The sequence below is a fragment of the Clostridium sp. Marseille-P2415 genome (assembly GCF_900155545.1).
Lineage (GTDB): Bacteria > Bacillota > Clostridia > Lachnospirales > Lachnospiraceae > Lacrimispora.
In genome coordinates, this window is record NZ_LT732526.1 from 731,007 (window position 1) to 746,450 (window position 15,444).

Genomic DNA, 15,444 nt, shown 5'->3' on the forward strand with positions numbered 1-15,444 from the left:
ATGACGGCGATGCATAAAGTGAAAGACGCGATCATGAAGTTTTTAGGCAGTGTCATCATTTTTCTGTTTGCAGCAATGACACTGATCGGTACCTACCAGATCGTTACAAGGTATTTTTTCAACAGGCCCAGCACCATTTCAGAGGAGCTTTTGACTTATTCTTTCACATGGATGTCCCTGCTGGCATCCGCTTATGTGTTCGGGAAAAAAGATCATATGAGGATCGGGTTCCTGGCGGACAAGATCACCGGTTCCGTAAAAAAATACTTAGAGTTTTCCATTGAGCTTCTGGCGTTCGTATTTGCAGGTGTTGTCATGGTTTACGGCGGAAGCTCCATTACAAAGCTGACCATGATTCAGACAACTGCATCCTTACGGATCCCAATGGGATATGTTTATGTGATTGTACCTGTAACAGGTGTCTTGATTATGGTATTCAGCATTATGAATGCGGTTGACATGCTGCATAAGGATTTTAGTAAGAGAGAGGAGGAAAAAGTATGAGTATATCCATGATGTGCGGATTGATTATTTTTGTGCTTCTGGTGGTCATGCTGCTTGCAGGCGTACCTGTGGCCGTCGCTCTTGCGGTATCATCCATATGCGCGATCCTGCCGATTTTGAACACAGGGGCAGCAGTGCTTACAGGTGCCCAGAGAATCTTTTCCGGTATTTCAGTGTTCAGTCTTCTTGCCATACCGTTCTTTATCCTGGCAGGAAATATTATGAATAAGGGCGGCATCGCAATCCGCCTGATTAATTTTGCAAAGCTGTTCACCGGCCGGATTCCGGGGGCCCTTGCACATACCAATGCAGTTGCCAATATGCTTTTCGGAGCAATCTCCGGATCCGGAACCGCAGCGGCTTCTGCCATGGGTTCCATTATCGGGCCCATTGAGGAAGAGGAAGGCTATGACAGGGATTTTTCCGCTGCAGCCAATATTGCAACAGCGCCCACCGGACTTTTGATCCCGCCGAGCAACGTTATGATCACCTTTTCCCTTGTCAGCGGCGGAACTTCCGTGGCAGCCCTGTTTATGGCAGGCTATATTCCGGGTATCCTCTGGGGCCTGGCATGTATGGTCGTTATTTATTTCCTGGCAAAGAAAAAGGGATATCAAAGTACCAAACGTTTTACCGGCAGCGAAAAATTAAAGGTCTTTTTACAGGCGATTCCCTGCCTTCTTATGATCGTAATTGTAATTGGAGGAATTATCTGCGGTATCTTTACGGCAACGGAAGGAAGTGTTGTATCCGTTGTATACAGCTTGGTTTTATCCCTGTTTTTCTATAAATCCCTTAAGCTGTCCGAATTGCCGAAGCTGTTTCTGGAAAGTGCACAGATGACCGGTATCATTATTTTTCTGATCGGCGTGTCCAGCATTATGAGCTGGGTAATGGCATTTACCGGCATCCCAAGTGCGGTATCCGACGCAATGCTTGGTATCAGCAGTAATAAATATGTGATCCTGTTTATCATTAACATCCTGTTGCTTCTTGTTGGTACGTTTATGGACATGACGCCTGCCTGCCTGATCTTTACGCCGATTTTCCTGCCGATTTGTAAGACACTTGGCATGAACACCATACATTTTGGTGTTATGATGATCTTTAACCTGTGCATTGGAACCATTACGCCTCCTGTAGGTACGACTCTGTTTGTCGGGGTCAAGGTCGGACAGACCAGGATCGAAAATGTGATCAAACCGCTGTTCCTGTATTTCGGAGCCATATTCATCGTACTGCTTCTGGTATCCTACGTACCGTTTCTGTCCTTATGGCTGCCGGGACTGTTAGGATATGTATAAATAAAGTGAAACCGGGCCCGACCGTCCCGCCAGTGATCCGTCGGCATAGAATTCTAAAAACATAAAAAACATTTTGCAAAATCCATAAAGATGTTATATACTGTTTGATGGGGTATTACCAGAAATAACAGATAAAAGGATGGTTTGAACATGACTATTTTAGAAAATTGGAGAAATCTGGCGTATGGCGATGGGCTGGATGATAAAGGAAAAGAAGAATTATGGTCTGAATATTTCAAGGTGGAAAAGGGAATTTATGAGCATATTCTTTCCAGGCCGGAGGAAGTGGTTGAGGGTACGGTTGAAGAGCTGGCTAAGAGATATGGCACAGATGTCCAGACCATGACCGGATTTTTAGATGGAATCAATGAGAGCTTAAAAGGATATGAGAATCCGATAGAAACCATGGACGAACAGACCGTGGTAAAATTGGAAGTCGACCCGGAAAAACTTTATTATAATATGGTAGAGGCCAAGGCAGAATGGCTGTTTAACCTTCCGCAGTGGGATGAGCTGCTGACAGAAGAGAAGAGAAAAGAGCTCTATAAGAAGCAGAAGGCTTCCGGAACTGTTGTTAAGGGAGCTAAGATTGGAAGAAATGATCCATGTCCGTGCGGCAGCGGTAAGAAGTATAAAAAGTGCTGCGGGCGCAATCTGTAATCAGACCATACGCTGCTCCGGCAGCAGGACAAAGAGACCGGAAAAGCAGGTACCTCTTAAGGAGTTACCTGCTTTGTTTTTAAGGAAGGAGAATCATGAATGGAGGCGTATACCAGTTTTGCGGAGGTTTATGATCTGTTTATGGACAACATACCATATGAAGACTGGTGCGGATATGTAACCGGTCTTTTAAGGGAATATGGAATCGGGGAAGGACTAATTCTGGATCTGGGCTGCGGAACCGGGAGCCTGACCGGGCTTTTGGCGGACCGGGGGTATGATATGATCGGAGTGGATAACTCCGGGGACATGCTGCAGATAGCCATGGAAAAGCGGGCGGAGTCAGGAAAGGACATTCTCTATCTCTTGCAGGATATGAGGGAGTTTGAGCTTTACGGTACGGTCCGGGCGGTCATAAGCATCTGCGATTGTATGAACTACATCCTGGAATATGAGGATATGGTAAAAGTGTTCCGTCTGGTCAACAATTATCTGGACCCTAAGGGCATTTTCATATTTGACTTAAATACGGTTTACAAATATGAAGCTCTTTTGGGGGATTCCACCATTGCGGAAGACCGTGAGGAATGCAGCTTTATCTGGGATAATTATTATGATAAGAAAACCGGGATCAATGAATACGGCCTTTCCCTGTTTATCAGGGAGGAGGATGGCCTGTACCGGAAATATACGGAAAGCCATTACCAGAAGGCTTATTCCCTTGATGAGGTAAGGAAGGCTATAAAAGAGGCTGGCATGGAATTTGTGGCAGCTTATGATGCTTTTACCAGAGAATACGTAAAGGATAACAGTGAAAGAATATATGTGATAGCGAGAGAGCATGGAAAGGAGCAATGATATGGCTGATTATATTGTAAGGGCTACTGCAGGAGACCATCAGATCCGCGCTTTTGCGGCGACTGCCAGAGAGCTGGTGGAGCAGGCGAGAAAGGCCCATAATACAAGCCCTGTTGCGACGGCTGCCTTAGGCAGGCTTTTGACAGCCGGGTGCATGATGGGAGTTATGATGAAGGGGGAAGATGATCTGCTGACCCTGAAAATTCAGGGAAGCGGTCCAATAGAAGGACTTACGGTAACAGCAGATTCAAAGGGAAATGTAAAGGGTTACGCCTACAATCCCGGAGTCATGCTTCCGCCGAATCAGGCCGGAAAGCTGGATGTGGGCGGCGCGGTAGGCGAAGGCGTTTTAAGCGTGATTAAGGACATCGGTATGAAAGAGCCTTATGTGGGCCAGACCATATTAGTAGGCGGAGAGATTGCTGAGGATCTGACTTACTATTATGCAAACTCAGAGCAGACGCCTTCTTCCGTGGCACTGGGCGTTTTGATGAATAAGGATAATACGGTCAAACAGGCAGGGGGCTTTATCATTCAGCTTTTACCGGGGGCTTCCGAAGAAATGATTGACAAGCTGGAGAAGAAGCTGGGAGAAATCACCTCGGTCACGGCTCTTCTGGACCAGGGGAATACTCCTGAGTTGATTCTTGAGCATATACTTGGAGATTTCGGCCTGGAAATGATGGAGCAGGTGCCGGCCCGTTTTTATTGCAACTGCGATAAGGCCAGGGTGGAAAAAGCCTTGATCAGTATTGGGAGGAAAGAACTTCAGGAAATGATTGACGAAGGAAAGAGCATCGAGGTTAACTGCCATTTCTGTAATAAGAATTATGAGTTTACGGTGGAAGATTTAAAAGAACTGTATGAGAAAGCGTAGGGCAGGCGCTGTCACATCAGTGACATCTTCCTCTTAAGCGTCATGTGCATCCTGCAGGTCGTGCTTTTTATTTTACAGGGGAGTTTGGAGAACTTTCCTGTAAATCAAAAAGAGCCATCCAACCGGATGGCTCTAATCGTAATCATGTGAAACAATATAACTTCTTCCTGTATATTGAAAAAAGGTACACTGATGAGTCAATGATTATATTTTGGTAACGTTTGTAGCCTGTGGTCCTTTTGCTCCGTCTACTACGTCGAATTCTACGGCAGCGCCTTCGTCTAAGGACTTGAAGCCCTCCATATTAAGACCTGAGTAGTGTACAAATACATCGTTACCCTGTTCGTCGGAAATGAATCCGTAACCCTTTTGGTTGTTAAACCACTTAACTGTACCTTTCATTATGATACCTCCAAAACGAATAAAAAATTGTACTGTTACAGGATATCTGTAACTTCCCTAAGAATAGCATAAAAAGGGTAAGGTGTCAAACATTTTCCGCCTTAAAAAACAAGAAATCTCAAAAACTAATTTAAATGAAAAATAAGTGGCGAAATTGGCAAAAATTATGGTAGAATGGGGAAAGATTTCTCAAAAGGACAGGAAGGGAAAGACAATGAAATTTAAAAATCTGTGGGGACATTTTTGTACGATAAATATACATAAGATCCGGGTCATGAAAAACTGTTTTCGTGTGGGTCTTTTTAAACAAGGTCTGCTTCATGATTTGTCAAAATACAGTCTGGAAGAGTTTATACCGGGTGTTCTCTATTATCAGGGAATCAGAAGCCCAAACGCTGCGGAAAGAGAGGATAAGGGCTTTTCCGGAGCATGGCTTCATCATAAGGGCCGCAACAAGCATCACTATGAATACTGGATCGATTTTACTACAGATATGTCACAGGGACTGGTGGGTCATAAGATGCCGTTAAACTACGTCATTGAGATGATGATGGACCGGATCGCAGCCTCTAAAACTTATAAGGGGAAGGATTACACGGATGCATCCCCTTGGGAATACTATATGCATGCCAGTTCCTACATGGTAATTGCACCGGAGACAAGAGCGTTGTTAGAGAAGCTTCTTTTGATGTTAAAGGATGAGGGGGAAGAAAGGACTTTTGCCTATATCCGGCATTTGTTAAAAAAGGGGGATTATGAATAAGAGAAAAGAAGATATGAGGTATGCTGCAAAAGGAAAGAGAAAAAATGAACGCAGCCATGTCATAACTTCTTTTTTCTATCTGCAGTATATCATAAATAGCGGAATAAAACTACGAAAAATCCGCTTAAAACAGACGGTTTTACAGAAAAATTGCGCACTTTAGCGCATGAATGGATTATCAGGCGGGAGCGGAAGTAAAGGATGGAATTTGTAATCAGCAGGACAAAGCGTTCTTATGAGTTTAATATGGCAAAAAGCCACTGGCATCCGAACTATGAATTGTTTTATCTGGTGTCAGGGCAATGCAGGATATTCATCAACCATACCTTGTATTATATTGAGCCAGGGGACATGATCGTGATCGCTCCTGGAGAAATTCACCGGACCACCTACCATTCCAGTCCGGTGAATGAACGGATAACATTAAGCTTTGACAGGGAATACTTAGATCCTATGACAGAGCTTTGCGGCAGTCAGATGATTGATTACCTGTTCCGCAATTCCAAAATCAGGATCCCCCATGGGAGGCGCGCCTATGCGGAAGAACTGATCCGGAAAATGGAATATGAGGCAACCGGCCAGGATGGTTATTCCCGGATCATGATGCAAAGTTATTTATACGAATTGCTGGTTTTTTTATCAAGATGCCAGGAGGTGAAAACGGAACCGGTGAAGCTGGAGGTGGCAGAGGAGGCGGTCGAGGAAGCGGCGGCATACATCTACCACCATTATGCATCCCAGATCACTCTGGAAGAAGTGGCGGAACGGACCCATATGAGTCCCGCTTATTTTTCCCGGAAGTTTAAGGCCGTTACGGGGTTCGGATATAAGGAATACTTAACCAACATACGAATCAGGGAGGCTTCCGGCCTTTTGCTTAACACCTCCAAATCCATTACAGAGATAGCTGTGGAATGCGGATTCGGAGATGGAAATTACTTTGGCGATGCCTTTAAAAAAATCAAGGGCGTGCCCCCGAGAGTTTTCCGGAAAATGCAGGGGATCGTTTAACTCAGCATCCAATAAAGCTTATTTGCACAGGGTATGGAGCAGATGGCGGATATAAAGGCGGGTATTTTCCTCGGCCTCAAAGAAGTGGGGTTCATAGGAAACATAGCTGGTCTTATCCTTGAATTCCCTATGCAGACAAGGGGTCCATAAGGTGGAAAATTGAGGAAGATAGCAGCCGGTCCTGCGGGTATAGCAGTTTTTGGCCGTGGCCTTTACCTTTGCTTCCTTGTCCACATATTCCGCCACGCTTTTGTGAATGGCCTTGTCCTCATAAACCAGGTAATAATAATTTTTATAATCCGGATAAAAATACTTTAATTCTCCCTCATATAAGTCAATGGTAACGGCCAGATATTCTTCTTCTGCCTCTAAGGAAACCATGGAATTGGATTTTGAGAACCCAACCGGAACGGAAAAGCCATTTTTGCAGGTGAGCCGCAAGATGGGCTGCTCCCGGTTAAAAATATCCGTTTGGCTTAAAAGCTCCTGGTGGTCCAGCCAAAAATCATGCTCCAGAAAATCCGGATAATTTAAAATAGGGAGTATGAGGGGCATGCCTTTTAAATCATCTTCATTATGTAGGATCAGAAGGTTAAACAAATATTGATCATGGGAAATTAAATAGTCTTTATAGACTTCAATCAGCTGGCCGCCGGAATAAAGGTCCTTCCGCTCCACCTTTAAGAATTCCTCGATGGCTTTCTGCTTCATGCTGGAAAGGCCGAGAAGACCCCGGTAAGGGCGTATTTTTTTGTAGATGTCCAGACTTTCCACCCGGGAAAAATCATAGGACAAACGGTGTGCATGACAGCGTTTTAAAAGATATGGGATATCAAATCCATCCCCGTTAAAGTGTATGACCCTGGTAAAATCCTTCAGGAACTCAAAAAAAGTCTTAAGTAATTCTCCCTCCGAATCCAGGGTATCGGCGAACCACTGGACCAGGTTCCAGCAGCCGTTCCGGTAATAAACGCATCCAATCAGATAAAGGGTGGAATACTCCCCTGAAAATCCTGTGGTCTCGATATCAAAGAACAGGAGCTTCTCCCGCTGCCCGATCCGGTCAAGCGGATAGGTTTCGTGAAATGCAATGGTTTTCTGTAGGGTAATCATGAATAATTTCGTCCTTTCTTTCCCCAACATTATAACGGATAACGGCCGGTTCGTCAACGGGAACAGAATATTTGTTCGACTATCCGCTTGCATAACAACAGGCAGTATGCTATGATAAATGCAATAGGCAGGATGTCCTTGTATAACAGTCAAAAGGAGAGAGACGGAGTGATTTCTTTCGTGAAAGGGCCATTGGCCGAAATCTTTGAAGATACGGTTGTAATAGAAAGCGGGAACCTGGGATTCGAAGTGCATGTTCCTGTGTCGGTGCTTCAAAAGCTGCCGGGTATCGGCATGGAAACAAAACTCTATACATATTTTCAGGTAAGAGAGGATGCCATGTGTCTGTACGGTTTCTTAAACCGTCAGGATTTACAGATGTTTAAGCAGCTCATAAGCGTGAACGGGATCGGTCCCAAGGGAGCCTTGGGAGTTCTTTCCGCATTGGAACCGGATGACTTGAGAATGGCCATTGTTTCAGGAGATTCCAGGGCTATTTCAAAGGCGCCGGGGATCGGGGCCAAGACAGCCCAGAGGATCATACTGGATTTAAAGGATAAAATTGACATGGCAGACGTCCTTCCTCCCCGGTTTGTATCAGAAGGGGACGGCGGGAAGCCTCTTTCCGACGGCGTTGCAGGGGAAGCTGTCGATGCGCTGACCGCTCTGGGCTATTCCGCCTCCGAAGCCGGCCGCGCAGTGCGCCAGGTGGAGATGACAGAGTCCATGACAGTGGAAGATGTGCTTAAGGCATCCTTAAAGCATCTGGCATTTATATAGAAATAACGGGTAAAGACAGAGATGGAACGTAGAATCATAACCACGGAGATAACAGAAGAAGATAAGAGGATCGAGCCCGGTCTAAGACCTATGAGTCTTAATGAGTATATCGGGCAGGAGAAGATCCGGGCCAATTTGAAAGTATATATTGATGCTGCCAGGGCCAGGGGAGAATCCCTGGACCACGTTTTATTTTATGGGCCTCCCGGCCTTGGAAAGACCACCCTGTCCGGGATCATTGCCAATGAGATGGGGGTCAACATGAAGGTCACGTCAGGACCTGCCATAGAAAAACCCGGAGAGATGGCGGCGATTTTAAATAATCTCCAGGAAGGCGATGTGCTGTTTGTGGACGAGATCCACCGCTTAAACCGTCAGGTAGAAGAGGTCCTTTATCCGGCTATGGAGGATTTTGCCATTGATATCATGCTGGGAAAGGATTCGGGAGCCAGGTCCATAAGGCTGGACCTTCCTAAATTTACACTGGTGGGCGCCACTACCAGGGCTGGTCTTTTGACCGCTCCTTTAAGGGACCGGTTCGGCGTGGTGCAGAAGCTGGAGTTTTATACGCCGGAAGAACTAAAGATCATTGTCTGCCGCTCTGCCAGGGTCTTAAATGTGGAGATCGAGGAAGAGGGAGCCGCAGAAATCGCCAAACGCTCCAGGGGAACTCCGCGTCTGGCAAACCGTTTATTAAAGAGGGTCCGGGATTTTGCCCAGGTGAAGTATGACGGCACGATCACAAAGGAAGTGGCGGATTTCGCGCTGGATATCCTTGATGTGGATAAGTTTGGCTTAGACTACAATGACCGGGCAATTTTAACCACCATGATCGAAAAGTTTTCCGGCGGTCCGGTGGGGTTAGACACTTTGGCCGCAGCCCTGGGTGAGGATGCCGGGACCCTGGAAGATGTTTATGAACCATACCTTCTTATGAACGGCTTTTTAAACCGCACTTCCAGAGGCCGTGTGGCTACGGAACGGGCCTATGAACATCTTGGGATAGACATGGAACCATGAGCTGCCTGGATTTTAGAACTTTCCTATCTGTATAAAGTATGGTATAGTAAAGTAAGAGCAAATGATAACAGGGAGAAAACAACATGGATTCCAAACACAGTACAGAAGTTTTAATAGATGGTAAGATTTATACTTTGGCTGGAAGTGAAGAGGAAGGTTACATCCAGCGCCTGGCCAGCTATATCAATGAGATGGTATTGACTTTAAAACGTCAGGAAGGATTTACAAAACAGAGCGCGGAATACCAGAATGTCATGATAGAACTGAATATGGCGGATGATTTTTTTAAAGCCAGAGAACAGATTGCCATATTGGAGCAGCAAAAGGCGGAGATGGAAAAGGAAACCTACAGCTTAAAGCATGAGCTTGTGGCCACCCAGATGAAGCTTGAGGCGGCAAAGATGGAGGCGGAAGGAAAGAAGTCTGTGGGATCCGATCGGAAGGAATAAATCAGGAGGGGGTGGTTCATGGCATGGCTGTGACATCCTCTCTTTCATCAATAAGGGAAAGCAGGAGGTACATGTGAAGAAAGCAGTTGAAATTCTTGCTCCGGCAGGATCGTTTGAAAGTATGAAGGCAGCGGTTGCAGCAGGCGCTGACGCGGTCTATATTGGCGGAAGCCGGTTTGGAGCGAGGGCTTTTGCGGATAATCCTGACGAGGACAGGCTGCTGGAGGCCATTGATTACGTTCATCTTCATGGACGCAGGCTGTATCTGACCGTCAATACTTTGATGAAGGAACAGGAGATGAAGGAACTTTATGATTATCTTGTTCCATATTATAAGCGGGGACTGGATGCAGTCATCGTGCAGGACATGGGAGTTTTGGCATTCATTCGAAGGCATTTTCCCAAGCTGCCCATTCATGCAAGCACCCAGATGACCATTACCGGAGCTTATGGTGCCGGACTTTTAAGGGAACTGGGAGCGGAGCGGGTGGTTACGGCGAGAGAATTGTCTTTAAAGGAGATCCGGCGGATTCGGGACACGGTGGATGTGGAAATCGAAAGCTTTGTTCACGGTGCATTGTGCTATTGCTATTCCGGACAGTGTTTATTCAGCAGCCTTATCGGCGGACGCAGCGGAAACCGGGGAAGATGTGCCCAGACCTGCCGTCTGCCCTACGAGGTGAAGCAGGATGGCCAGGCCCTTGGGAAAAAAGACGAACGCTACTGTCTGAGCCTGAAAGATCTCTGTACGCTGGATCTCATACCGGATATGATGGAAGCCGGTATTGATTCCATGAAAATCGAAGGAAGGATGAAAAGTCCCAGATATACGGCCGGAGTGGTGAGCATTTACCGGAAGTATGTGGATCTTTATTTGAATCGGGGAAGAGAGGGATACCGGGTTTTAGAACAGGACCGGAAAATCCTCCTTGATCTGTTTGACCGGGGCGGTCAGACAGACGGATATTATAAGCGCCATAATGGGCGTGACATGGTGGTATGGAAGGAAAAGCCTGCCTTTCGGGAAGGCAACCAGCCGCTGTTTGACTACCTTGATCAGAATTTTGTGGAAAAGCAGGTTCAGGAGCCGTTGACGGGACATGCATTCCTTTTAGAGGGGCAGCAGGCATGTTTTACGCTGAAAGGCTGCGGCCATTGTGTCACTGTTACCGGTGAGACCGTGCAAACGGCACAAAATCAGCCTTTGACAGAAGAAAAGGTGAAAAAACAGCTGGACAAGACAGGGAATACTCCTTTTTACTTCGAACATCTGGAGATCGATGTGAAGGGAAGGATATTCCTTCCGGTTCAGGCTCTTAATGATTTACGCCGGCGGAGTCTGGAGGCCCTGGAAAAGGCGGTGCTGGAAGATTATATCAGGTGTGGACAAGAGGAAGGGGAAAATACGGATGACGGGGAGGTTTTCAGCCGCGGAGAGGCTTCTGACAGAAGGAAGCTTGCGGTTTCCCTCGAACGGCCGGATTGTTTTGAGGCTGCGGTGGGCGGGCCGGATGTGAAGCGGATTTATATAGATGCGGCAGAATTTGCCCCGGAATTGTGGAAGGCTTCTGTGGAGGCGTGTCACAAAGATAACAAGGAGTGCATGCTCACCATGCCTCATATATTCCGGACAGAGGCAGAGCTATTTTTTAACAAATATTTAAATGAACTGGAAGCTGCCGGATTTGATGGCTTTTTGATCCGTTCCCTGGAAGAACCCGGTTATTTAAAAGAAAAGGGAATAAAGGGCCGTTTGATTTTTGATTATGGCATGTATGGAATGAATCATCAGGCACAGGAACAGCTTCTTGAGCTGGGAGCGGATGAACTTACGTGGCCGGTGGAATTAAACAGCCGGGAATTGGGAAAACTTAGAGTTCCGGGGGAACTTCTGGTATATGGCCGTTTACCCATGATGGTAACCGCCCAGTGCCTTCATCAGGGAACAGGGCAGTGCGACAGGATCCCGGCCGTTTTGACGTTAAAAGATCGGATGGGAAAAGAGTTTCCTGTGAAGAACCACTGCACATTCTGCTATAATACCATCTATAATTCGGCTCCGGTATCCCTGCTTGGGTTCCGGGAGGCGGTAAACGGACTGTCTCCTTCTGCCTTACGGCTTCAGTTCACCACAGAGAACAAAGCCCAGACAGAAGCGGTTATTCGAAGCTTTGCGGATGGATTGCTTTATGGCCGGAATGCGGAGCTGCCGTTCAAAGAATTTACAAGAGGTCATTTCAAACGAGGCGTAGAGTAGGTGGTATATGATTAATCTGATTATTGATGTTTCAAGGTATCTGATGATACTGTTGATTGCATTGTACACGTATTTAAATTTCCGCTTTTTTTCATTCCGCGATGAACTTAAGCAGAAGAAGATCTGCGGACGTCAGAATCTGGCCATGTTCCTCATACATCTTCTGGCTTATTTGATCATCTGGCTGGAGACAGAGGATGAGCGGATGCTGGCCTTTTATCTGGCCCAGGCAGTGTTTTTTTTCTGCTATTTGTTCCTTTACCGGCTGTTCTACCGCAATGTATCCAGGCTGCTGGTCAACAATATGTGCATGCTCCTTTCCATAGGATTTATTATGCTTACCAGGCTTTCTTTTGAACGGGCCATGAAGCAGTTTATAATCGTAGCTGCCGCTGCTCTGGTTACATGGGTGATTCCCTTTGTCATTGACCGGGTATGGCAGCTTAGCAAAATACCCTGGGTATATGGAATCGGAGGGCTGTTCCTTCTCGGAATCGTATGCATAGCCGGAACCAGCAGCTATGGAGCCCAGCTTTCCATTGGTTTAGGCGGCTATTCCTTTCAGCCATCGGAATTCGTTAAGATCAGCTTTGTTTTTTTTATTGCCACCATGTTTTACCGGTCCACCAGCTTTAAAACGGTGTTAGCTGTTACCGCAGCCGCGGCACTTCACGTACTCATCCTGGTGTTATCCAAAGATCTTGGAAGTGCCCTTATTTTCTTTGTCACATATACATTTATGCTGTTTGTGGCTACGGGAAAATGGCTCTATCTCATGGCCGGGGCCGGTGGTGGGACACTTGCAGCCATGCTGGCTTTTCAATTGTTTGGGCACGTACAGACCAGAGTGGCGGCCTGGTTAAATCCCTGGTCTGATATTGCAGGGAAAGGATACCAGATCACCCAGTCCCTGTTTGCTATTGGAACCGGTGGCTGGTTTGGCATGGGACTGTACCGGGGGATGCCAAGAAAGATCCCGGTGGTAGAAAAGGATTTTATCTTTTCCGCGGTATCAGAGGAGCTGGGAGGAATCTTTGCCCTGTGCTTACTTCTTATCTGCCTGGGCTGCTTTTTGCAGTTCATGATGATCGCAAGCCGGATGCAGGCGGTCTTTTACAAGCTGATTGCATTTGGCTTGGGAACGATCTATATCTTTCAGGTTTTTTTGACCGTAGGAGGTGTGACGAAATTCATCCCTTCTACAGGAGTAACACTTCCTCTTGTCAGTTATGGAGGAAGTTCGATCTTAAGCACCTTTATCATCTTTGGGATAATCCAGGGACTTTATATACTCAAACGCAATGAAGAGGAAGAAGACGAATATGAAGGCTAATCAGAATCCAAAAGCAAACCGCCATATCCTGTTGCTTACTTATGGGGTCGTAGTTCTTTTTGTAGGGCTTGCGGCATATTTTGGCTACTTTCTTACGGTAAAAAGTGAAAACGTGATCAACAATTCCTATAATGCCAGGCTTGACAGCTTTGCCGACCGCGTGGTGCGGGGAGAAATCCGCAGCAGCGACGGCCGGGTGCTGGCAAGCACAGAGGTGGACAGGGATGGGAATGAAACCAGGGTTTATCCTTATGATTCGCTGTTTGCACATGTGGTAGGATATTCTACCAACGGCAAGACCGGTCTGGAAGCTCTTTCCAATTTTTATTTACTTACAAGTCATGTAAATCTTGTGGAGCAGGTAGTAAATGAACTTTCAACCGTAAAGAATCAGGGCGATAATGTAGTATCCACCCTTGATGTGGACCTTCAGAAGACGGCTTATGACGCCCTGGGAAAACGAAACGGAGCGGTTGTTGTGATGGAGCCGGATACCGGCAAGATCCTTGCCATGGTATCGAAACCGGATTACAATCCCAATACTCTGAATGCGGACTGGAACAGCCTTGTGGCTGCGGAAAATACATCGGGGCAGTTATTAAACCGTGCGACACAGGGGCTTTATCCTCCGGGTTCGACCTTTAAGATGGTGACAGCTCTGGAATATATGAGAGAGAATCCAGAAAATTACAAAGATTATACGTTTGACTGCGATGGGGTTTATGAAAATGGGGATTACGCCATCAAATGCTATCACGAGACCGCCCATGGGCACCAGAACCTGGAGCAGGCGTTTGCAAATTCCTGCAACGGAGCATTTGCGAATCTTGGCCTGCAGCTGGATTTAAACGGCTTAAAAAATACGGCTGACCAGCTGTTATTTAATTCGGAGCTGGCTCTGCCCATTGCCTATAGCAAGAGCTCCTATACGATGGGAGGCGGCGCGGATACCTGGCAGATCCTTCAGACCTCCATCGGTCAGGGGCAGACCCAGATCACTCCTATCCATAATGCCATGATCACCGCTGCCATTGCCAATGGCGGAACCCTCATGAAGCCTTACCTCATTGACCATGTGGAAAACGCAGGGGGGGATGTCATTAAGAAATTTATGCCTCAATCCAATGGCAATTTGATGACTGCAGCGGAATCTTCTAATTTAACGGAATTTATGCGGGATGTTGTGACGGAAGGAACTGGTTCCGCTTTGAGGACGGATGCCTATACCGTAGCGGGTAAGACCGGTTCTGCGGAATTTGACAAAAACAAAGAGACCCATGCCTGGTTTGTCGGCTTTGCGCCTGCAGAGCAGCCCAAGGTAGTGGTCAGCGTGATCGTGGAGGAAGGCGGCTCAGGCGGCCAGGCCGCAGCTCCTGTTGCCAGAGCTGTTTTTGACCGGTATTTTTCCAAATGATAAAAAAACAGGATATTTGCTTTCATCATTACGCTCTTGCATATGTACCTAAAAAGAGGTATACTAGAGCCAGTCTGTGAGACACACCAAAACCGGAATTCCCGATGGAAGGAACGGTTTCACTCTGGAGGATTTGCAATGATAGAAGCAACGAGTTGTGGCGGTGTGGTTATTTTTCGAGGTAAAATTCTGGTTTTATATAAGAATTACAAAAACAAGTATGAAGGTTGGGTTTTGCCAAAGGGAACAGTAGAAGCGGGTGAAGAGTATAAAGAGACAGCGCTCCGGGAAGTTAAGGAAGAGACAGGGGTCAGTGCGTCCATTATCAAGTACATTGGTAAGAGCCAGTACTCTTTTAATACGCCCCAGGATATGGTGGAAAAGGATGTACACTGGTATCTAATGATGGCCGACAGCTATTACAGTAAACCACAACGGGAAGAATATTTTATTGATTCGGGATATTATAAGTTTCATGAAGCATATCATCTTCTGAAGTTTTCCAATGAAAAGCAGATATTAGAAAAAGCATATAATGAATATCTGGACTTGAAGAAGAGCAATTTATGGGGCAATAAGAAGTATTTCTGAAAGGGAGGCCTGGGAGATATGCCCCGGTCATTTGAGCAGAAGAGCCGGAAAAGTAACGGTAGGATAACTTTCCCGGCTCTTTTCGCATATGCTGTGGAAGGAATATTT

The 15,444-nt window shown here is 46.4% G+C and carries 16 protein-coding genes; 14 read left to right on the top strand and 2 right to left on the bottom strand.

The features are described 5' to 3' along the window. The 5 genes from BQ9856_RS08365 (at position 1) to hslO (ending at position 4,203) form a co-directional block, all read left to right on the top strand. Positions 1 to 504, top strand: a complete 504-nt coding sequence (locus BQ9856_RS08365) for a TRAP transporter small permease (protein ID WP_077610615.1) — start codon at positions 1 to 3, stop codon at positions 502 to 504. Then, positions 501 to 1,808, top strand: a complete 1,308-nt coding sequence (locus tag BQ9856_RS08370; protein ID WP_077610616.1) for a TRAP transporter large permease — start codon at positions 501 to 503, stop codon at positions 1,806 to 1,808. The genes BQ9856_RS08365 and BQ9856_RS08370 overlap by 4 nt, the downstream gene beginning before the upstream one ends. 150 nt (positions 1,809 to 1,958) lie before the next feature. Then, positions 1,959 to 2,468 (top strand): SEC-C metal-binding domain-containing protein, encoded by a 510-nt coding sequence (locus BQ9856_RS08375; RefSeq protein ID WP_077610617.1) that lies wholly within the window; start codon positions 1,959 to 1,961, stop codon positions 2,466 to 2,468. 99 nt (positions 2,469 to 2,567) lie between these two features. After that, positions 2,568 to 3,326 (top strand): class I SAM-dependent DNA methyltransferase, encoded by a 759-nt coding sequence (locus BQ9856_RS08380; protein ID WP_077610618.1) that lies wholly within the window; start codon positions 2,568 to 2,570, stop codon positions 3,324 to 3,326. A 1-nt stretch (position 3,327) separates the two neighbouring features. After that, the gene (gene hslO / locus BQ9856_RS08385) at positions 3,328 to 4,203 is read left to right on the top strand and encodes an Hsp33 family molecular chaperone HslO (RefSeq protein WP_077610619.1); all 876 of its coding nucleotides are present in this window, start codon (positions 3,328 to 3,330) and stop codon (positions 4,201 to 4,203) included. A 204-nt stretch (positions 4,204 to 4,407) separates the two neighbouring features. Here the strand turns inward: hslO and BQ9856_RS08390 are convergent, their stop codons facing one another. After that, the gene (locus BQ9856_RS08390) at positions 4,408 to 4,605 is read right to left on the bottom strand and encodes a cold shock domain-containing protein (protein WP_077610620.1); all 198 of its coding nucleotides are present in this window, start codon (positions 4,603 to 4,605) and stop codon (positions 4,408 to 4,410) included. Positions 4,606 to 4,819: 214 nt separating this feature from the next. Here BQ9856_RS08390 and BQ9856_RS08395 point away from each other — a divergent pair, with 214 nt between their 5' ends. Both BQ9856_RS08395 and BQ9856_RS08400 read left to right on the top strand, forming a co-directional pair. Further along, the gene (locus BQ9856_RS08395; RefSeq protein WP_077613305.1) at positions 4,820 to 5,368 is read left to right on the top strand and encodes a DUF5662 family protein; all 549 of its coding nucleotides are present in this window, start codon (positions 4,820 to 4,822) and stop codon (positions 5,366 to 5,368) included. Between the two features lie 201 nt (positions 5,369 to 5,569). Continuing rightward, entirely contained in the window at positions 5,570 to 6,379 is an 810-nt protein-coding gene (locus BQ9856_RS08400; protein ID WP_077610621.1) for a helix-turn-helix transcriptional regulator, read from the top strand. 18 nt (positions 6,380 to 6,397) lie between these two features. On the opposite strand, the gene BQ9856_RS08405 is transcribed toward BQ9856_RS08400, so the two are convergent. Then, on the bottom strand, positions 6,398 to 7,492 hold the full coding sequence (locus tag BQ9856_RS08405) for a ribonuclease H-like domain-containing protein (RefSeq protein WP_077610622.1): 1,095 nt from the start codon (positions 7,490 to 7,492) through the stop codon (positions 6,398 to 6,400). A gap of 111 nt (positions 7,493 to 7,603) precedes the next feature. On the opposite strand from BQ9856_RS08405, the gene ruvA reads away from it, so the two are divergent. The 7 genes from ruvA (at position 7,604) to BQ9856_RS08440 (ending at position 15,336) form a co-directional block, all read left to right on the top strand. Continuing rightward, positions 7,604 to 8,272, top strand: coding sequence for a Holliday junction branch migration protein RuvA (gene ruvA, locus BQ9856_RS08410; protein WP_442855504.1), 669 nt, complete (start codon positions 7,604 to 7,606; stop codon positions 8,270 to 8,272). Between the two features lie 21 nt (positions 8,273 to 8,293). Next, positions 8,294 to 9,292: a Holliday junction branch migration DNA helicase RuvB gene (gene ruvB / locus BQ9856_RS08415; protein WP_077610624.1), complete on the top strand. Its 999-nt coding sequence runs from the start codon at positions 8,294 to 8,296 to the stop codon at positions 9,290 to 9,292. 83 nt (positions 9,293 to 9,375) lie between these two features. Beyond that, positions 9,376 to 9,741, top strand: a complete 366-nt coding sequence (locus BQ9856_RS08420; protein ID WP_077610625.1) for a cell division protein ZapA — start codon at positions 9,376 to 9,378, stop codon at positions 9,739 to 9,741. A gap of 73 nt (positions 9,742 to 9,814) precedes the next feature. Continuing rightward, on the top strand, positions 9,815 to 11,998 hold the full coding sequence (locus BQ9856_RS08425) for a DUF3656 domain-containing U32 family peptidase (RefSeq protein WP_442855505.1): 2,184 nt from the start codon (positions 9,815 to 9,817) through the stop codon (positions 11,996 to 11,998). A gap of 7 nt (positions 11,999 to 12,005) precedes the next feature. Further along, positions 12,006 to 13,331 (top strand): FtsW/RodA/SpoVE family cell cycle protein, encoded by a 1,326-nt coding sequence (locus BQ9856_RS08430; RefSeq protein WP_077610626.1) that lies wholly within the window; start codon positions 12,006 to 12,008, stop codon positions 13,329 to 13,331. After that, positions 13,321 to 14,745, top strand: coding sequence for a peptidoglycan D,D-transpeptidase FtsI family protein (locus BQ9856_RS08435; RefSeq protein ID WP_139348675.1), 1,425 nt, complete (start codon positions 13,321 to 13,323; stop codon positions 14,743 to 14,745). Before BQ9856_RS08430 ends, BQ9856_RS08435 begins: the two co-directional genes overlap by 11 nt. A 138-nt stretch (positions 14,746 to 14,883) precedes the next feature. Next, on the top strand, positions 14,884 to 15,336 hold the full coding sequence (locus BQ9856_RS08440; RefSeq protein ID WP_002603763.1) for an NUDIX hydrolase: 453 nt from the start codon (positions 14,884 to 14,886) through the stop codon (positions 15,334 to 15,336). Positions 15,337 to 15,444 lie beyond the last annotated feature (108 nt).